The 20,275-nt window shown below is 51.3% G+C and carries 15 protein-coding genes; 1 reads left to right on the top strand and 14 read right to left on the bottom strand.

The window, feature by feature from the left end; translation table 11 throughout:
- Nucleotides 1-429: 429 nt before the first annotated feature.
- The 10 genes from ACFQ88_RS25520 to ACFQ88_RS25475 form a co-directional block, all read right to left on the bottom strand.
- Complete coding sequence (locus ACFQ88_RS25520; protein ID WP_379458340.1) at nucleotides 430-1,194, bottom strand: hypothetical protein; 765 nt, start codon at nucleotides 1,192-1,194, stop codon at nucleotides 430-432.
- Entirely contained in the window at nucleotides 1,184-1,768 is a 585-nt protein-coding gene (locus ACFQ88_RS25515) for a sigma-70 family RNA polymerase sigma factor (protein WP_239629050.1), read from the bottom strand. Before ACFQ88_RS25515 ends, ACFQ88_RS25520 begins: the two co-directional genes overlap by 11 nt.
- Before the next feature lie 322 nt (nucleotides 1,769-2,090).
- Nucleotides 2,091-3,095, bottom strand: coding sequence for a LacI family DNA-binding transcriptional regulator (locus ACFQ88_RS25510; RefSeq protein ID WP_239629052.1), 1,005 nt, complete (start codon nucleotides 3,093-3,095; stop codon nucleotides 2,091-2,093).
- Nucleotides 3,096-3,285: 190 nt separating this feature from the next.
- A complete protein-coding gene (locus ACFQ88_RS25505; protein WP_379458337.1) occupies nucleotides 3,286-4,086 on the bottom strand; it encodes an endonuclease/exonuclease/phosphatase family protein in 801 nt (266 codons plus the stop codon).
- Between the two features lie 91 nt (nucleotides 4,087-4,177).
- Nucleotides 4,178-5,062: a carbohydrate ABC transporter permease gene (locus ACFQ88_RS25500; RefSeq protein ID WP_239629057.1), complete on the bottom strand. Its 885-nt coding sequence runs from the start codon at nucleotides 5,060-5,062 to the stop codon at nucleotides 4,178-4,180.
- Nucleotides 5,063-5,080: 18 nt separating this feature from the next.
- A complete protein-coding gene (locus ACFQ88_RS25495) occupies nucleotides 5,081-5,971 on the bottom strand; it encodes an ABC transporter permease (RefSeq protein WP_239629060.1) in 891 nt (296 codons plus the stop codon).
- A 15-nt stretch (nucleotides 5,972-5,986) separates the two neighbouring features.
- A complete protein-coding gene (locus ACFQ88_RS25490; RefSeq protein WP_379458334.1) occupies nucleotides 5,987-7,639 on the bottom strand; it encodes an extracellular solute-binding protein in 1,653 nt (550 codons plus the stop codon).
- Nucleotides 7,640-7,824: 185 nt separating this feature from the next.
- Nucleotides 7,825-8,631, bottom strand: a complete 807-nt coding sequence (locus ACFQ88_RS25485) for a response regulator transcription factor (protein ID WP_379458332.1) — start codon at nucleotides 8,629-8,631, stop codon at nucleotides 7,825-7,827.
- Between the two features lie 12 nt (nucleotides 8,632-8,643).
- Nucleotides 8,644-10,401, bottom strand: a complete 1,758-nt coding sequence (locus ACFQ88_RS25480; RefSeq protein ID WP_379458330.1) for a sensor histidine kinase — start codon at nucleotides 10,399-10,401, stop codon at nucleotides 8,644-8,646.
- A 305-nt stretch (nucleotides 10,402-10,706) separates the two neighbouring features.
- The gene (locus ACFQ88_RS25475) at nucleotides 10,707-11,882 is read right to left on the bottom strand and encodes an ATP-binding protein (RefSeq protein ID WP_379458328.1); all 1,176 of its coding nucleotides are present in this window, start codon (nucleotides 11,880-11,882) and stop codon (nucleotides 10,707-10,709) included.
- Nucleotides 11,883-12,110: 228 nt separating this feature from the next.
- Between ACFQ88_RS25475 and ACFQ88_RS25470 the strand changes: the two genes are divergently transcribed.
- Nucleotides 12,111-12,971: an AraC family transcriptional regulator gene (locus tag ACFQ88_RS25470; RefSeq protein ID WP_379458326.1), complete on the top strand. Its 861-nt coding sequence runs from the start codon at nucleotides 12,111-12,113 to the stop codon at nucleotides 12,969-12,971.
- A 49-nt stretch (nucleotides 12,972-13,020) separates the two neighbouring features.
- Here the strand turns inward: ACFQ88_RS25470 and ACFQ88_RS25465 are convergent, their stop codons facing one another.
- The 4 genes from ACFQ88_RS25465 to ACFQ88_RS25450 form a co-directional block, all read right to left on the bottom strand.
- Nucleotides 13,021-14,031 carry an ABC transporter substrate-binding protein gene (locus tag ACFQ88_RS25465; RefSeq protein WP_379458324.1) on the bottom strand — a complete coding sequence of 337 codons (1,011 nt, stop codon included), beginning with the start codon at nucleotides 14,029-14,031 and terminating at the stop codon, nucleotides 13,021-13,023.
- A gap of 225 nt (nucleotides 14,032-14,256) precedes the next feature.
- Entirely contained in the window at nucleotides 14,257-15,186 is a 930-nt protein-coding gene (gene cysK, locus ACFQ88_RS25460) for a cysteine synthase A (protein ID WP_379458322.1), read from the bottom strand.
- Between the two features lie 157 nt (nucleotides 15,187-15,343).
- Nucleotides 15,344-16,657, bottom strand: coding sequence for an ABC transporter substrate-binding protein (locus ACFQ88_RS25455; RefSeq protein WP_379458320.1), 1,314 nt, complete (start codon nucleotides 16,655-16,657; stop codon nucleotides 15,344-15,346).
- Nucleotides 16,658-16,881: 224 nt separating this feature from the next.
- Nucleotides 16,882-19,977, bottom strand: coding sequence for an efflux RND transporter permease subunit (locus ACFQ88_RS25450; RefSeq protein WP_379458318.1), 3,096 nt, complete (start codon nucleotides 19,975-19,977; stop codon nucleotides 16,882-16,884).
- Between the last annotated feature and the right edge of the window lie 298 nt (nucleotides 19,978-20,275).

The raw sequence follows: 20,275 nt of genomic DNA, 5'->3' as shown, positions 1-20,275 counted from the left end.
TGTAACGAGGATGAATCGGCGTTGTCTACTTGACGCGCAGCCATTGAAGCTGCACTTGTTCGACATCACGGCTGCAAAGGGGTAATTCACTTCCGGTCGCTGAAGGAGCTCGCACCTAACCTCCTCTCTCTGACAGCCCTTGAAGAAAATCATGTCTTTGGTCATTGCCTGAATATGATATTGGTTCTAAATTATAGCGAGAGTTGCTCAAAAGGTCAATAGGAGAGTTGTCAGTAAATTCAAAAGAAATTGCCGAGACGAAAAAATTACGGTGAAAGTGACCGTAGCCATCCGCGAGACCGGTCAAATAGGGAAGCCGCTGCATTTGAACAAACACGAAACGCAATAAACTATCGAGACAGCAAAAACCCGAAAGATCGGCACTTTGTACAAGTACCTCTTTCGGGTCAAAGCGAATGCAAAGCTTTTTTACTTTGCCGTTGTTGACATGGAGCCGATTATGCTTCCGATCGCGGCAGCATCGAAGCTTTGCTCGCTCATCTGATACAATTCGTAAGTGAACCCGTCCTGCTCCCAGATCACGATGCCATTGGCAAAATAGACCGTTTTCCCGCCAATGGTTTCGGTCTTAACTTCGCCTTCGGTGCTGATCCCGTTGTTACCGCCGGCAGAAATCAACAGCGAAATGAAATCTCCCTCTTTCTCGTACTGTACCTCAACCATCTTGCTGCTTTGAACCACAACGTTTACGAGTTTATAGGATTCGGATAACCACGTTGGAGCCGGAAAGTTCATTCCAGTAGCAGTACGAGCTTCTTTCAGTGTCAGCTTGGGCGGTGCTTCTCTTTGTACGGATCTCGCTTCCCCCGTTTGCTGCTTGGCATCAGTGCTCTTCGGTTCAATTTCAGGAAGCTCTTTGTATTGAGTGATTTCCATATTTCCGACTTGAAAGCGCGCCATGATGGATGCAAGCATCTCCTGCGCAGACGATGTGGTGGCGAAAGCGCCCCCTAGACAAACGACAGCCATTGCACTTACAGCGATTGATTTCCACTTGGTCTTTTTCATACTGATCCCGTCCTTTGTTGTTTGATGAGGTTGGATGGTTCCCGTTTCCATTTTAAATTTCAAGCGATTGAATGTGCGATCTTGGGAGCCGGCGTCATCAATCTCGGTCCGGGCAAGCCACTCGGTCAATTCTGGGAACTGTTTTATATCACGCTTACGACTCATAGTCGACCTCCTCCAAATCTAATTCTTTGTGCAGCTTTTTTAAGCTTCTGTAGAGAACGACGCCAATATTGGAGCCACTGACGCCCATCAGCTCTGCGATCTCCGAGTTTTTCAAGCCCGCCGCATATTTCATGGCAATGATATGGCGCTCCTTGTCGTTTAGCTTCGCAAGTGCCTTAAATAAAGCCCGATGGTTGTCGTCGCGAATGACTATATCTTCCGGACTTGGCTTGGGGAATACCCGGTTCAATATGGAATTCAGCGAAAAATCGGCTCTGCGTTTCTGCATGCGAAAGTAATCCGCCACGCTGTTTCTTGCTATAGCAAATAACCATACCTCGAAGTTCGATTTTTCCGGTGAAAAGCTATCGTATTTGGATATTACGGCTTCGAACACTTGACTGCACAGATCCTCCGCCGCATAGTGATTGTTGATCCGGTAACAAATGTACTTATACACCCGCTTGTAGTAAGTATCGAACATTTGAGCGAACCTCTCTGTCGTTAAAACCCCGTTGTGGACTTCGCTTTGCTCGTTTTGAAAGATTCCACTGTTCGTATGGGCAGCCTCCACCTCGCTTCCCCTCCCTTCCCGTTTAGTAAAACAAACAATTGTAAACAAATTGCGCAATTGGTTATGTGAGTCTCACGATAGTAAATACGTCAACGCGGCAAAAGTATTAACAATGAGCAAAATATCCCCACAAAGTGGAGTCTTGACTTCGAAGTCAATCGGATACTTTGCGGGGAGCCCCGATCTTATGAATTCTATGTATGCAAAAAAACGCATCCCTCCAATAAATGGAAGAACGCGTCCTGAATGAACTCCTTACCTGTACCTATCCCATACCATGCAAAAATGGAGCGGCAGCCGTCCGGCTGCGTCCCTCTAAAATTTAAAGCAGCGGGGCCGTCGATCCCCGCACTACCAGCTCCGGCATCAGCACGATCCGCTGCCTTGCCGTCTTCTCGCCCTTGATTTCCTGGACGAGCAGATCCATCGCCTGACGGCCGATCTCCTGGATCGGCTGCCCGATCGTCGTCAGCGGAGGATCAATGATCGTCGCCAGGATCGTGTTGTCGAAGCCGACGACGGACAGCTGCTGCGGCAGCTGCATGCCCCGCTCCCGCGCCGCTTGAATCGCTCCGATGGCAAGCAGATCGTTGCATGCGAAGATTGCGGTTGGAGGCTCCTCCATGTCCAGGAGCCGGCCAGCCGCCGCTTTGCCCTCGTCTACGGTAAAGCCTCCGACCGTTACCATTGCATCGTCCGGCTGTATCCCTGCCGAACGAATCGCCTGATGGCAGCCGCGTATCCGTTCGCGGTTGCTCGACGTGCCGGTGTCCTCCGCCAGAACGGCGATACGCCGGTGCCCGAGCCCGATCAAATGGCTTCCCGCTTGATGGCCGCCCAAATAGTCGTCCACCATGACCGTATCGACGGCCAGCGCCGGCATTTCCCCGGCAATAATCGCGATAGGAATATGCTGCTGAAGCAGCTTTTTCATGAACAGGTCTTTCTCCGTCCGGGTAGCCACGATCACGCCGTCCACCCTCTTTTGCGTCAGCAGCGTGAAATATTTGATCTCCCGCTCCGGATCGTTATCCGTGCTGCAAATGATGACGTTAAATCCGTATTCATGCCCCCGGTCCTCTACTGCACGGGCAACTTCGGCGAAGAAGGGATTCGCCAAATCCGGCAGCGTCAGCCCGACGGTGAACGTTCTTTTGCCCGTTAACGCAGAGGCAACCATGCTCGGCTGGTATTTGAGCTGCTGCATAACGTCCGTCACATGCTTTCTCGTTTTGTCGCTGATGCGGCCCGTTCCGTTAATCACCTTGGACACGGTGGCTATGGATACTCCGGCAGCCTGGGCCACATCGTAGATGGTCGGCTTCATTCCTTGCTCCTTTCAAAAGCTTACGCGTCATTTTATTGTCTATCATACGATATGCATTGACGCTGTGTAAACTTGATTGGAGCCTAGTTTGGCGGAGCTGTGCAACTTATTGACCGGCAGACTGCCTAAGACGACCGACCATCTTGGCTAATGTAATATCCTGCCGTCCGGCGGTTAGTGCCCGCGATGCCTATCCATTGATCCGCACCGACGCGACGACAGGGTAATGATCCGAAGGAAAGCCTCCGTCGATCTGCCTTCGGTCCACTTCCACTGCCAGCAGTTCCACATTCGGCGATACGAAAATATAATCGATCGGCTTGCCGTCCGAACCTCCTTGGAAGCTGTGGGCCGTCCTTCCTACCGGCCCCTCCAGCATGGCATACGCGTCCGTCAGCCAGCCGTCCGGTCCCTCTCCTGCTCCCGCTGTCCCGCGTAAGTATCGGATCGGCATATCCTCGGGCACGCTGTTCATGTCTCCCATGATGATAACCGGCGATACGTGCTTCGTCCTATGCTGCTGCACACGCTCCCAAATGACCTGAACTCCTCGGTCTCTTGCTTCCTGGCTGTGATGATCCAGGTGGGTATTGAACACAGTGAACGTGCTTCCGTCGGCCTTATCGGTGAATGTCGCCCAAGTACACATTCTCGGGAACATGCTGTCCCAGCTCTTCGTAGCCGCTTCGTCCGGTGTTTCCGACAGCCAGAAGTTTCCCTGCTCCACTACGTCCAGCCTATCCCGCTTATAAAAAATAGCGCAGTGCTCGTTCTCCTGCCCTCCGAATCTCCCCATGCCGATCCATTCGTAGTCCTGCAGCTTTCCATGCAGCTCGGTGAGCATGGCGTAATAGCCTTCCTGCGTCCCGATCAGGACCGGATCGTGCTCTCTAATGATCATTGCCGCCTTATCGATACGGTGCGGCCATGCGTTATCTCCGTCGTTCGGCGTATGATAGCGCAGATTGAACGTCATCATATTGTATTCCATCCAGATTCCTCCTCCTCGCAGATCCGCTTCAAAGCTTTTATCGGAATAGCTCTCTATATCTCCTGCCTGTAGTTCCGAACAAGACATCCCGCTATTCTTTTACCGAGCCGAGCATAATGCCATGAATGAAATATTTCTGCAAAAATGGATACACGATGAGAATCGGCACCATCGAAACGACGATTTTGGCTGCGTTCAACGTCTTATCCGACACCTTCATCAGCAGCTCGGCCTGCGTCGAATCGAGCTCCACAATATTCAGGTTGACGACCAGCTGCTGGATGTACGTCTGCAGCGGATAATTCTCGGCGCTGCGCATAAAGATCATCCCGTCGAAGAACGCGTTCCAATGACCGACGATACTGAACAGCGTGACGGTAGCGAGCGACGGAAGCGAGAGCGGGACGAATACTTTAAGCATCATATACCACGGCCCTGCACCGTCCATATAGCCCGCTTCGCTCAGCTCCTTCGGCATATTGCGGAAGAAGTTCATCAGCAAGATGACATTGAACACCGGGACCGCCCCGGGCAGCACCAGCGCCCAGATCGTATTGAAAAGCCCCAGCGATTTCACGGTCAAATAAAGCGGGATAATGCCGCCGCTGAACAGCATGGTGAACAGCATGAACCACATATAGACATTGCGCATCGGAAATTCCTTCGGGCTGCGGGATAACGGGTATGCCATCAGCACCGTCAGGACGAAGTTGATCGCTCCTCCGAGCAGCACTCTTTTGACCGAAACGAAAAACGAGTTCAGAAAATGCGGCTCCTCCATAATTCTGCGGTACGATTCCACGTTGAAGCCGACGGGCCAAAACTTGACGAAGCCCCCGGACGCCGCCGCATTGTCGCTGAACGATACGGAGAACGTATGCAGCACGGGAGCAAGCGAAATGATGGAGATCAGCACCATCACCAGCAAAAGCGATGCCTCGGCCACACGGGCCGAGACGGTTTTATTCCGTACCAATCGAATCACCTGCCTTGGTTAGAAAATGCGGTAATTGGCGTACCGGTAAGCGATGCGGTAGGAGATGATGATCAGAACGAAGCCGATGACCGACTTCATCAGGCTGACGGCCGTTGCGAAGCCGTACTGCGCCTGGACGAGCCCGACCCGGTACACGTACGTATCGATAATATCCCCGGATTCGTAAACGAGCGGGTTATACAAATTGAAGATTTGGTCGAAGCCCGCGTTCAAGATGTTGCCGATGCTGAGCGTAGCCAGCAGGACAACGGTCGGGACCAGGCTCGGCAGGGTGATGTAGTACAGCTGCTGCAGCCGGTTCGCCCCGTCCATTTCGGCCGCCTCGTACAAGGACGGATTAATGCCCGCCAAGGCGGCCAAGTAGATGATGGCGGCAAAGCCGAATTCCTTCCAAATATCGCTGCCGACGATAATAGCGGGAAACCACTTGTTGCTGGCCAGAAACAGGATCGGCTCATAGCCCATCGCTTTTAGCGCCTGATTGAAGATGCCGTCCAGCGACATCATGTCGATGACCACGCCGGCCAGAATAACCCACGATAAGAAGTGCGGCAAATAGACAATCGTCTGCACCCACCGCTTAAACACGAGAAACCGGACTTCATTGAGCAAAATAGCGAATATAAGCGGTATGACCAGATGGGCAATAATTTTGCATAAGGCAATGAACACGGTATTGTAGAATATCAGCCCGCTGTCCTTGATTTCGAACATATACGTGAAGTTTTCCAGCCCGATCCATGGAGAGTTCCATATGCCCAAGCCGATCTTGAAATTTTGAAAAGCGATGATGACGCCGAACATCGGGACGATATGGAAGATGATCAGGAACACGATGCCCGGCAGCAGCATCAGATGATAATGCTTGTAGTACGATTTTATATTCATGCTGGGACACCTCGGCTACTTTTTCACCTTCGCGATTTCGTCGGCAACCTCTTTCGTAATTTCGTCTCCGCCCTGCGCCTTCCAGTCGGTAACGAACGTATCGAAGGCTTCGAGAGGCTGCTCTCCCATCACAATTTTGAAAAAGGTTTCCTTCTCCAGCTTTTGCAGGTTCGCCCATTTGCGCTCCATCGTCTTCGTTACGGCCGTGTACTCGCTGTATATTTTATTCATGTTCGATTTCAGCAAATCGGCAGGGGCCGTATACCCGTAATAGCCGGACCAGTCCTTCAGATCGGCCTTCGGATTCGCCTTATCGCGCATCGCCTTGTCATACAATTCCTTCATTTCCGGGCTTAGCTCCTCCGGCTTCGTCTGTCCGTTCAAAGCTTTCTTCAACGTATCGGACTTGCGTTCCACCGCATCCGCATAATCGTAGGTAGCATTACCGATCGGCCAGTACTCTGCACTAACCGTGAAATCCAGCTTCAGGGCATCCGGATCGGCCTTCCTTTGGGCGGCTATGAACGTATTCGCGTACACCATGGCGGCTTCCGGATGCTTCATTCCTTTTTTCACCACAATGTACAGGTTGCTTACCGGGAGCATGAGGGTATTGACCGTTCCTTTGGCATCCGGAATCAGATACGGCACGAAATCGACCTTAGGGTCGTTCTTGATCGCGTCGGCAATCAGACCTCCAGACCACCACGGACCGAAGAAAATTCCGGCCTTGCCGCCGATGACGACCTGATTCGGATCTTTGCGCAGAGCAAACTCCTTATCGATCAGACCGGAGGCATACATCTCTCTCAGCTTACCGAGCGCCTGCTTCGTTTCCGGCAGCGTAGAGGCATAGACCACTTTGCCGGAGCTGTCCTTGATCCAGTTGGACGGGTATGCGTTGAACGCCTGGAAGAAGCCTTTGAAATCAATCCGCTGCGCCTTGAACGGTACGGACAGCGAGCCTTCGGAACCCGCGAGTCCGATCGTATCCGCTTTGCCGTTGCCGTCCGGATCCCGTTCCACGAAAGCTTTGGCTATCGAGATCACGTCGTCGACCGTTTTGGGAGGCTGCAATCCGAGCTTATCCATCCAATCCTTGCGGATCCAAGCCATGCTGGCTGCGTCCGCCTGCACGCTAATATTCGGGATGCCCATCAGCTTCCCTTTGTAAGTCGCTTTCTCCAGCGCCTTGTTGCCGGTCGAAGCGTACAGCTCCTTCGTAAGCGGAGAAGCATACTGCTCATATACCTTGCTCAAATCCTCGATCTGATTCGCTTCAGCCAGCGAAAGAAACATCTGCTCATTAACAATCATCATATCCGGAAGATCGTTGCTCGCTACGGCCAGCTTCATTTTCTGATCGTAATCGGGACCGGAGGCGTACCATAAAATTTTGAAATTAATATTCGTCTTATCGGCGATATACTTCATATACTGGTTGCTTTCCACCGTATCGCCCGCCGGCAGCTTCGCACCTGCGCTGACACTCTTGAACGTAGTAACCTCGATCGGACTCGAGATCCGGAACGGATCCGCTTTCACTCCCGTTGCCACCGTGCCCTGCCCGTCTCCCTGCTTGCCCGACGCCCCTTCGTTATTGCCCGAACATGCCGACAACAATACCGTAAACGCCGCCAACATCAGCCATGCTTGTTTCTGTTTCATACTTCCCCTCCCTAGAGATTGCGGTATAAACCATGGTCCTGCTAAGCATTTGCGTGAAGATGCGATTCTCTACGATTTCATCTTAAAGTAATGCAGCGGCGTGCGGGTCAGGAAGCGTCTTGCGATTGGGCTCAAATCGTCTTAAGTTAAGATGTCTAGACAACATTTGAAGACGAAAATATACTTTATTGAAGACGATTTGTGACACTGCCTTCGATTTTCCGGAACTCGCTCGGCAGCATCCCCGTCATTTCGCGGAACACCTTGCCAAAATATTTCTCGTTCGGATATCCGGATTGCGTAGCGATCCATTGGATCGTTTTCTCCGTCCGGCTGAGCAGCTCCTTGGCGCGGTTCACTCTCAGCTCGCGGATATATTCATTGAACGTTCTGCCGACAATATCGCGAAAGCACCGGCTGAAGTAGCTGCGGCTCATATTCACCCTCCTCGCCACCTCCGGCAAGTGCAGCTCTTCCTCCAGCTCCTGATGGATAATGTGAACCGCTTTGGCGATGCACGCCTGAACCTCGGGCGAGTAGCTCCCCGTTTCCTCCATGCTGCCGCGGGTCTCCTCGAAGCGTTCCGCTGACGGGCGCTCCAACGGAGCCTCGTGTTCCTTCATCTTGCTGACGATGCGTCTTAATACCTCGTCCATCTGCTCGTGCTCAAGCTCCACCTTCGTAATGTAATCGATGGCGCCTAAGCGGAGAGCCTCCTGAATCCATTCGAAATCCTGATGAAACGTCAGCACCACCATGGAAATGTGCCGATACCGCTCTTTGACGGTGCGCATCAATTCAATCCCCGTCATCAGAGGCATGGCGAGGTCGGTTATTAATAAATCGACCGGATGGCTGTCAAGAAACTCCAGCGCCTTTCTTCCGTTCCCCGCTTCCCCAACCACCTCCAAATGATACTCTCTCCATGGCATCATCGAAATAAAGCCTCTGCGTACCAAATGATCGTCGTCAACTATCAGCACTTTTTTCATCATGACCCCTCCTTAACTGATGGACTTTAACATCGCGGGCACAGCGGGCACCGGTTCACCGATCGGCAGACGAAGGACAATGGTCGTCCCTGCTCCGACCGTGCTGTATATATGTAGGCTCGCTTCCGAGCCGAATTGGAATTTGAGCATCCGATACACGTACTGCAGACCGATCCCCATGCCGGATTTGGCCCTATCCGGGGCCGTATAGCCGCTTAGCAGCCTATCGATCTCCTCCTGCGTCATGCCTTCTCCGTTGTCCTTCACCTCAATAATGACATGGGTGGTCCCGTCTTCAATCACGGCGACCTCGATCACCCCTTGCTCCTCCAAGCCGTGGTACAGCGCATTCTCGACGAGCGGCTGCAATATAAACCTCGGGACCGGCAGCTCCAGCGCCTTGGCGTCGGCATGGATTTTCACCTCGAACTGAACATGGTACCGGACTCCCTGCAGCTCGACATACTGCTTGAGCGCCTCGATTTCATCGGAGATGCGGGCCGGGCCGCCTTTGCCCAAGTTGTAATACAGCACCTTGTTCAGCATCGAGACGAGGCGGTCGATATCCTTCTGCCCGTTGGCGCGGGCGAGCCAGCGAACCGTATCCAGCGTATTGTGGATAAAATGCGGATTGATCTGCGTCATCAGCTTCTCCACCTCGAGCAGAGCTTTGCTCTTCTCCTTCTGCTCCACCTCATGGATCAGCTCGAAGATGCGCCTCCTCATGTCGGCGAACTCCCGGTAAATGACGGCAAATTCCGTAATGTTCGACTGTCTTGTCGTAAAATCATCGTGATTGTGCTTCACATTGCGAATATCCGCATTTAGCGCGTTAAGCGGCCGGTATACCGATCTCCAGATCAAGACGGCGAGCAGGCAGCTGGCCGCAAGCGTCAGAACGGCAAATAGCGCGAATTGTCCGATCCAACGGTTGATCTCCTGGTTATACACCGACTTGGGCACCGCCGCCACGACCTTCCACGTTTGGTTGCTCCGCTCCTCGAACAGGCGATACGGACCGGACTCTCCTTCGTCCATAGCTGCACTCCGCATGCTGCCTATTGGGAAATCCGCCGTATTTTCGCTGTAGACCACCTTCCCTTTCGGATCGACAATGAGGTGGACAAGGTTGCCGCCGAATTGATCGGAATCCTTCAGCACGCTCTCCGCCAATTTGAAGTTCGTTTCTATGTATACATACACATCGTCCCGGTCGGGCAGCTCGACCTTGCGCAGCGTAGAGAGCACCTGGTTACCGTCAATCGGATTTAACGAACGGTGCGGTCCGAAATAGACGATTTTGCCGAAATCGATCAGCACCGGCAGCCTCCTTATGTCGCTATCCTCGCGGACGTTGAAATTTTCGAACAGCCTCTGGTTGTCGTTAGCAAAATAGTAAAACATAAGCCCCAGCGTCGGATTCGTAAAATGAATCAAGCCCAGCTGGCTGCGGATTTCGTCGTTCAATCGTTTCTTTTCGTACAAATCGGCCGACAGGTAGGTTTCCAGGCTTTTCCCCACTCTCCCGTCAAAGGCAAGCTGCTGTGAGGTATGGTTTAACTGGCCCAGCATGTCCTCCAGCGATAAGCGCACCTGATGCAGGTTGCTTTTAATTCCGCCCGCGGCTTTATTTTGCAGGATGGCGTACATGGAGAAATAAGAAATGCTCCCGATGAGGATGAGCGGGGTTAAAGAGCTGAGGATTAAAATGGCGATAAGCCTGTATTTCAATGAATACGGCTTGGAATAGGCACGTCGAAGTCGCAGCATGATCGTACCGCCTCACTTTCCTGACGATTGTGGCATTTTGTGATAAAGCGCTTACATTACCTATATTATATTTGGAGAGCCCGATCCTGTTTCCTACAACTTTACATTATATCTGTGGCCAAAAAACGTTACAATCGATTCCTGTTAACTGAGTATTAAGTTTAGGTAAAGCGCTTAATCGTCAAGCCAGATGGAAAAGGCCTGCAGCGGAATCACCTGTCCGAGCAAGCCTTGATCTATGTTCTGTCTTGTATATGTTCTGTCTTGTATATGTGCTTTAAAGCGATCAGACCTGCACTAACGGATTACCGTGGAAGCTGAATATGGAACTCGGTCCCTTTGCCCTCCTCGCTCTCCACATGGATGTGGCCGCCGTGCTCATGGATCGTTGTGAATACTTGAGTCAAGCCCATCCCGATCCCATCGTCCTTCGTTGTAAAAAAAGGGGTTCCCAGCAATCTGATTTTGGATGCCGGAATGCCCTTGCCCGTATCTCTTATTTTAATATGAATCATATCGTTCTTGTAAAAGTGCTCGATCGTAATCTCGCCTTTGCCGTCTATCGCTTCAATGGCGTTCTTGAACAAATTGAAAAACGCCTTCAACATTAAATTCCTCTTGCCTTTGATTTCCATATCGGTATCTTTGAAATGCTTGTTTACCGCAACCTTATACAGCTTCTCCTGGAACAGGAAAATGACCGACTCCAGCTCCGAGCACAGATTGATGGTCACATCCGGTTCGTCATTAAGATCAGGCTTGGATACTTGCAGCAAATTGTTCAACGTTTTGATAGCGTTATCGAGCTCTTCGACAATGATCGGAAGATAGGTGTGATGGATCTCTTTCTCGAGCAGCTGGACGAAGCCCTTGACGGCGGTCAACGGATTTCTTACTTCATGAGCGATACCTGCCGCCATTTGGCCGATCGCGGACAGCTTCTCCAGGTTGTGCAGCCTGCGCTCAGTCAGCTTCCGCTCCGTAATGTTTCTCACGATGATCTGTGTAAGCTTCTGGTTCTCCGACACATAAGGCGCCGCCAATATTTCGACGTCGATCAGTTCGCCGTCGCTCTTTACCATTCGCTGCTCCGTCAGCCCCGACACTTCGCCCTTCAGCACCATTTCAAGCTGTGCAGCCAAAAGCTCGTGGTAGTCTGGATGTAATAAGCGGTAAAAGCTTTCGCCGATCACTTGCTCCGGATATTTAAAACCGAGCAAATCGAAGCCGGCCTGATTAATATAAATGACTTTATGGTCTTGAAGCACAAAACAGCTATCGAGGGAATATTTCACCAGCTGATAAAAGTCCAGATTGGATTTACCGAAGGTCAAAGAAATCAACTCCTGATTAGCAGTGGGGATAAGCTTCCTCTGCTGCAGTTCATGCTCTATCATATCCCGGAAATCGTTGCCCAATTGTTCATTGATGCATTTGGAATACAAGACGATCATCTCTTGGTCGCTGAATTTCTTAAGCATACCTTAACCCCGCTAACTAGCAATCTCAGTTCGTTTTATATTATATCATAATAAACTTTATAATGAGAGCTTACGACACTCTATTTATGGATTCGCTTACATTTTATATCAAATTTATTATTTACAACGTGCCAAAATGGTACACAGACGGAAGCGCAGCCCATGTTTTACGCGTTTTTTCGGCAAATTATGCTATACTACTACTATCGGGAAGGAGCGATTCGTCACATGGATCTTAGCCAAATGGAAGTCATACGAAGCTATCTGGATTCCTTGCAAGTAAAGCTGATCACAGCCAATTATGCTCACAGGGTGCATAGACAATGGGGCAGACCGCTGCGCAAAGACGATTATTTCCGGTTTTATTACATTGTGGACGGCGAAGGCTGGGTGAGGGTGAACGATGAAGAATTTTACCCCGTTCCGGGACAGCTGATGCTGCTGCCGGCCGATACCCTTCTCACCTATTCCAATATTAGTCCTAACCGGTTCCTTAAGCATTGGTTTCATTTCTCCGCGAAAATAAACAATCTTCACCTGTCCCAGCTGATCCACTTCCCTTATTGCATCTCGGTACAGGATACGGAATATATATCGGGGCTGTTCAAAAAGCTGATGGATGCCTACCTTTCGAGAACCGATTTGACGGCTCCGTTAAAAACAAGGATTTACCTGATGGAGATTCTCACCTACTATTTGGAGCATGCGCCTGCCGGTTCCGTCGGTCTTCTGAGCTCGTCTCCATCCCCGTCGAATCAGATTCTTCAATACATTGAAGACCATATTGCGGAACCGCTTACACTAGAAAAGCTGGCCGGCGTCTTTCATTACAACCCGAACTATTTTATCCGCTACTTCCGGACCATGTTCAAGATGTCGCCCATTCAATATATTAGCAAAGTACGGATCGAGAATGCGAAGAGACTGCTTATCGATACGGATCGCTCCATTGAGCAGATCGCCAAAGATATCGGGTTGGACCGTTTTTATTTCTCCAAAATATTCAGGCAGTCTACTTCCCTCTCTCCAAGCAAGTACAGAGTGCTTCACCGAAACGAAAGCAGCATGGAAAAAGCCGACGGCTCCTAGTCAGGAACCGCCGGCTTTTTATCACCTTTGGCGATAAAACCTACGAATATTAAGGCTTTACGTCATAAATTTTGTACAAGTCATCGAGCATCAGGTTGGCTGCTTTTACGCCCCCTGCCGTATTCCATGTTGTGTCGTTAACTTTGACCAGCTTGTTGTTTTTAACAACCTTGAGGTTTTTCCACAACGGATCGTTCATCCATTCTTGCTCTTGCTGAGTTCCTTTGCCGTCCCCGGTCTCATAAGTGAAGTAGAATACCCGATCTGCAGCGTCGAGCTCAGGCAAACGCTCTTTCGTAATGTCTTCGAACGCCTTCTCGTCGCTCTTCGGATCGGAGCGCGGGAAGCCGATCTGCTTGAAGATGACGCCGCTAAACATGTCGCCGTAGTAAAATCTTGTTTTGCCGCCCATAAAACGAACTACCGCTACTTTCTCCTTCAGCTTGTCGCCCGCTTTGCTCTTGAAATCTTCAATGCGCTTGTCGAATGCGGCAATGACTTGCTCGCCTTCTTTTTTCTTGTTCAACGCGTCGGCATACAGCTGGAAATTGTTCTTCCATTCGCCGCGCAATGTCTCTGCAAATACCGTTGGAGCAATAGCCTTCAATTGGTCGTAAATTTTCTCGTGACGCATCTTGTTGCCGATGATCAGATCCGGCTTCAGCGAAGCGATCAATTCGAGGTTCGGCTGCGATTCTGTACCAACCGAGGTAACGCCTTGCATTTCGGCTTTGATGTGTTCGAACCAAGGCTTGCCTGTGAACGATTCTACAGCGCCGACTGGCTTAATGCCAAGCGCGAGCACGGCTTCTGTACCTTCGTTCGTCAAAATGATAACCTTCTGAGGCTTCGCAGGAACGTCGGTTTCGCCCATCGCGTGCTTGATTTTGCGAGGTGCATCGGCTGCCGGTGCGCCTGCATTCGTCTTCGAATCCGTGCCGGTGGAGCTTTGCTGAGGTGCTTGTTGGCCGCCTCCGCAAGCTGCCAAAAAGACGGACAGCATTAAAATAACGGCGAGCAGCGCCGCTGATTTCACGGTTATGGATTTGTTTGGATACATTATGTCTATTGACCTCCCGATGAAATGAAATCTCTTTTGATAATGATTCTCATTAACAACGATAATAGTACTTGAAGCGTGACGTGTTGTCAATGAATTTTTCACTCTTTCCTGTTATTTCCTGCCGCCGGTACGATCTTTATGTTTGCCCGCTGCTGCAACGACAAAAAGACCCCTTACGGGGTCAAAATGCAGAAAAAACAAGATATCTGACATCAAACAGGATTAGTCGAACAGCGGTGTCGACAAATACCGTTCACCATTGTCCGGCATGATGATAACGATTCGTTTGCCTTTATTCTCGGGGCGGCGGGCGATCTGCATTGCAGCAAAAGTCGCGGCACCCGAGGAAATGCCTACGAGCAGACCTTCCGTCTTCGCCAGCTCCCGGGTTGTATGGAATGCGTCTGCATCCTTCACCGTTACGATCTCATCGATCACGGATGAATTGAGCACGCTTGGCACGAAGCCGGCGCCAAGCCCCTGAATCTGGTGAGGCCCCCGTTTGCCTCCGGACAGCACCGGAGAATCAGACGGCTCGACCGCTATGATTTGTACGGACGGCTTGCGCTGCTTCAAGATTTCTCCGACGCCGGTAATCGTCCCGCCGGTTCCGACGCCGCTGACGAAAATATCCACGCTCCCGTCCGTATCGCGCCATATTTCTTCGGCGGTCGTCACGCGATGGATTTGCGGGTTGGACGGATTGTCGAATTGCTGCGGGATAAAGGAGTTCGGAATTTCTGCGGCGAGCTCCTCCGCCTTGCGCATCGCGCCGGACATCCCTTCCGTCGCCGGTGTGAGCACCAGCTCCGCTCCAAGCGCCTGCAAAATCTTCCTGCGCTCGATGCTGTACGATTCCGGCAGCGTGATGATCAGCTTGTAGCCTAGCGCTACGGCGGAGAAGGCGAGCCCGATCCCGGTATTGCCGCTGGTCGGCTCGATGATAGTGGCGCCCTTGGTGATGAGGCCGCGGTCTTCCGCATCTTTAATCATTGCATATCCGATCCGGTCCTTCACGGAGCCGGCAGGGTTGAAATACTCGAGCTTGGCAATCAAAGTCGCCTCGAGGCTATGGAGCTCATTATATTTGGCAAGCTCCAGCAGAGGGGTATTTCCTATCAGATCGGTCAAATTTTTGGCAATATTAGTCATGCGCGAACCTCCGCTGTCGTTTCATTAACTAGATAATGGCATACACAAAATCTTATCACCAAAAAGACAGAAAGTAAAATTGACCAATGGACAGAAAATAAAACCCGGGCGGACATGGGTCTTCTTTGACATAGTTAAGGCTGCATTAGCTGCATCCTTACTTCTTTTTCTCGGCTTCGATCGCCTTCGTTGCCTCTTCATTCGCCTGCCGCAGCAAGGTGACGACGTCGTCGTTGCCCTTCTCGAACTCCTTGAAAGCCTTGTTTACTTGAGTCGTTACATGCGTTGTAAGTGGATTTAATGTCTCAGGCTGCGAAGGCTTTGTTTTGAATATCGCCTGAATGTTTTTGCCCTTCAGGATGGCTAGGTTTTTCCCGAAGTTATCCTTCAAGTCCTGGTCCGTCAACGGAGATAGCTTGCCGTCCTTGACCATCTCCATCTGCGCTTCTTTGGACAGCAAATAGGCGATAACCTGAAAAGCCTCCTCCTTATGCTTGCTCGTAGTGGAGATGGAGAAATTGTGGGAATCCGTTCCGCTTCCGATGCCCGGACTGTCTTTATGGCTCGGAAACGATGCCATATCCCAGTTCATCGGAGTTCCGTTCTTCTCCAAGTCCTCGAAGTAGCTTATATAATCGCGGTAAGCGAACATGGCTGTCGTCCGGTCTTTGAAAAACTGGTCGTTCCAGCTTTTCTTTCCCTCTTTCCACTCCGCTCCCGGCACCTTGTAGAAAGCTGCGGCCAGCTTGAAATGCGCTATCCATTTATCATTCAGCAGATCGGGTACGTCAGTCGTTCCCGGAGCAATGAAGCTGTAGCCCGGATGTCCGTGACGGAACGTCTGCGGATCCATCCCCTGGTACTGAACCCCGTCCGCTACACGGGTCAGCTTGCGGTGCAATTCAAGATACTCCTCCCACACCATGCCGTCCTTAGGATAAGGAACACCGAATTTATCGAAAATATCTTTGTTGTAGTAAGTGACATTCATGCTGTTGTCATAATGCGGAAGCGCATACAATTCACCGTTTGGAGCTTGCAGTTTAATCGCGTCGATCAAGGAGCTGTTGTATTTGCTCAGGTCTACGTTGTACTTTTTAACATAACTCGTTAAGTCTTCTACAAGACCCAGCTTGACATAAGAATTGCTGATCGAAGGGTTACTGGAGTAAATCATGTCCGGGAATTGGCCGGAAGCCAGCAAATCCTCGACGGTAGTCCCCTTCCCGCTCTTGATAATTTCCAGCGTCACGTTCGGAAATTTCTTTTTAACCGCTTCTAAAATATGCTTGTTTATAATAATTTCCGGTTCGGTAAACTGCTGAAACATCGTCAAGGTAACCGGCTCCGTAAACGGTTTGGGAGTTTGCTCGGCATCAGCCGGTGCGGATGCTTGCTTCGAGCTGCACCCTGCCATCAAAGTACTAAGAATTAATGCGGACACCAATACATGCTTTCTTTTGTTAATCATACGTTCCTCCGTTATCCGGCTTGCATAGCCAATGGATTAAAAATGTAGACGATTACAAGTTAGGTTAGCTGCCACTGCCGCTCCATGTCCTCATATTAACTTTTGTCATCGTGAAAGAGTATGGAGGATATCTCCCTTGAGTATGGAGAATATTAACTTCCCTAATAGGAAGCAGACAACAAAAATAGAACCCCTTCCGTTACCGGCAAGAGGTTCTATATCGTTTATGAGGATGTTGTGACGTCCTTTGCTTTACGCGAAAGCATACGTCCGGTTCTCAGCTTCATATTCTCGATCATCTCATACACGATCGGAACGACCAGCAGCGTAAGCAGCGTTGAGGTGGTCAAGCCGCCGATAACAACGACCGCCAGCCCTTTGGAGATGATCGTTCCTTTTGACAGTCCGAGAGCAAGCGGCATCAGCGCGATGACCGTCGCCCCCGCCGTCATGATGATCGGACGAAGCCGTGTCTGGCCTGCCTCCAGCAAGGCGTCCCTGACCGAATGGCCCGCCTCCCGGAGCTGCTGCACCCGGTCGATTAGAACGATCGCGTTGGTCACTACGACGCCGATCAGCATCAGGAATCCGATCAACGAGGTCAGGTTGAGCGACTCGCCGGTCACAAGCAGCCCCAGCAGCCCTCCGATAGCGGCAAGCGGCAGCGAGAACAAGATCGCGAACGGCGCGCTCGCATTGCCAAAGGCAAGCACCATAATCAAATACACAATAAAGACCGAGACAGCCATGGCAAAGAACATGTTGCGGAATTCCTTGTCAATATCTTCCGCGGCGCCCTTCACTTCCGTATGAACCCCGTCCGGCAGCTCTATCGTTTCCAGCAGCTGCGCCACTTTGGCGCTGACGCCGCCCTTATCCTTGGAATCAATTTTGGCCGTAATCCGTACGAATTGCTCCTGATTATCTCGCGGAATCGAGGCCGGGCCTTCCACCTGACGCACCTTCGCTACTTCATTCAGCTTAATGACGCTGCCCGTCGGCGTATGGATCAAGAAGCTTCCGATCTTGTCGACGGAATTTTTGAAGCTGGTATCGAGCATGATCTTAGTTGAGAACGTCACGTTATCGAACTTCAAATCGCCGATTTTTTGCTCGGCCAGCCAGGCGTACATCGACTCGATAATTTGGCCGGAGGACAAGCCGTACATCCGTGCCTTGTTCTGGTCGACCGCAATCTCCACTTCCTTCTTCGTCTCGCTCAGGCTGTCTTCCACATCGAGCAATTCGGGTATTTCCTTCATCTTCGCTTTCACCGCTTCGGCCGCCTTGATGAGCGAGTCCACGTCGTCGCCTCTCAGCATGTAGGAGAAGTCTACGCCGCTTCCTCCACCGCCTCCGCCGAGGCTGACTACGCTGCCTCTTACCTCGGTCCCTTTCGGCAGCATTTCGGTAAACTTCGCCTTCATATCATTAACGAGCGCCTTGGCGTCCGTCCCATCGGTTGCGGAAGCGTTAAAACGGAACCGGTAAGCAACCCGCTCGCTGCCTCCTCCCACCCCGATCAGCGACTGGATGTAGTCGAACGCCGGAGCTCCTGCACCGTTCTTTGTTTCCCGCATCATCGCTTCGATAGCCTTAACGGTTTGATCCGTCGTCTCGAAAGAAGTATCCCGAGGTAAGGTGGCCGATAGCGAGATTTGCTTATCCGAGTTGCTGCTCGGCATGAATTCGAAGGCGAGGAAAGGAACGGTGCCGGCAATCGCCAGAACAAAGGTCAAAAAAGCAAGCAGCATGCTCTTCTTCCGGTTGTTCAGCGACCATTGCAGCGCCTTCATGTAGCTTGCAGATACACGGCCGACCTGGTGCTCGTCGTGATGCTTGATTTTGCCCGAGCGCAGCACCAGCAGTTTGGCCAGCATCGGGATGACGGTTACGGCGACGATGAGCGACGACAGCAGCGCCGCCGACAGCGTGATGGCGAAGGGCCGGAACAAATCGCCGAGCTCGCCCCCGACGAAGGCAATCGGAGCAAATACACCGACGGTCGTCAGCGTCGAGGACGTAATTGCGGAGGCCACCTGAGAGGTAGCCTTCAGAATCACCGATTCCCCACGCTCCTGGGTTTTGACCAGCTCGCTGTATATATTCTCGATAACGACGATGCTGTCGTCGACGACGCGGCCCACGGCAATCGCCATTCCGCCCAAGGTCATAATGTTGAGGGTAATGTCCAAGGGAGCCATAATCAGCAGCGTAACGAGAATGGACAACGGAATGGAGACGAGCACGATTATGGTCATGCGCACGTTTCTGAGAAACACGAGAATCATGATGGAGGCCAAAATCGCCCCAAGCGCTCCTTCCTTAACCATTCCGCTGATCGATTCTTTTACGACATCGGCGTTCTTTTCGATCGATTTGAACGCGACGTTCGGATATGCCTTCTCCCACTGGGCTATTAAGGCATCCGCTTTATCGGCGAATTCCACCGAATTCGTCCCGCTCGTTTTGTACAATATGACGCCGATAGCCGGCTGCCCGTTCAGCCGGGAAAGGAATTTGGACTCCGTAATCGCTTCGACCTTGGCTACCTGATTGAGCAGCAGCGTTTGTCCGCCTGCCGTATTGATCTTGATATTCTCCAGGGTATAAATGCTGTTAATGTCACTCTTCACGCGAACCATTTGGTTGCTGCCGTCCATATCGACAGCACCGACAGGACTCGTACGCAAAGCCGATTGAATGGCTTGGGCCACCTCCGCCGGCATAAGCTGATAGCTGTTGATCGCGTTGCCGTCGATCTTGAGCGTCAGTACCGACTCCTGGTTCCCGATGGAATCGATGTGGTCCACACCCTTGATCGTCCTGAAGCCGGGCTCGAAGACATCCTTGTACAGTCTGTCGAGCTGCTGCTGGTTCATGTTGTCTTTTCCGTATACCGCGAGCGTATATTCCGGAATGGCTGCCATGCCGAATGTCATTACCTTCGGTCTTTCGGCACCTTGCGGAAGCTTGACGTTGGCGATCAGCGCCTCGACGTCGGTTTTGGCTTTATCCGTGTCCTGCCCGTGCTCCAGCTGAATTTCAATCGACGAGAAATTATCGCTGGAATTCGATTGCAAGCTCTTGATCCCGCCGAGACCCGCGACCGCTTTTTCCAACGGCTTGGTGATTTGCTCCAAAATATCTTTGGGAGGAGCTTGGTACTGAGTCTGGATTGCGACGTATGGAATGGAAATTTCAGGGAACAATTCCGCCTTCAGAATGGTAGCCGCATAGGTTCCCCCGCCGAATAACAGCAGGATCAGGATGAGAACGGCCGCTATGTTTTTCATGGAAAAGCGCGTCAATGAGTTCATTTTTATACTCCTTCAATAAGATTGCTAAGTATATAGACGACGCAATTTCCGTTACCCCTTCATTTTCCGTGGGATATTATGTAAAAATTCAGGCGTGTCCCTAGCTCGATTCGCTGTTCACGGTAACCGATCTGTTTCATGCCCGGATCTGATCGAGCTATTCGGTCAAATCGTCCGCTCCCATAACCGGGAATCGGCTTATCGCAAGCATATAGAGCGCAGCCTTCTCTTCGCCTGGATATTGCAGTTTCATCAGTTAAAACAGCATCCGCACCCGGTTGACCTCCGGATCCGCCAC

It is taken from the genome of Paenibacillus sp. NPDC056579 (assembly GCF_042793215.1).
GTDB lineage: Bacteria > Bacillota > Bacilli > Paenibacillales > NBRC-103111 > Paenibacillus_S.
Note: the sequence above shows the minus strand (reverse complement) of the source record. Positions and strands in the feature narration are given on the sequence as shown.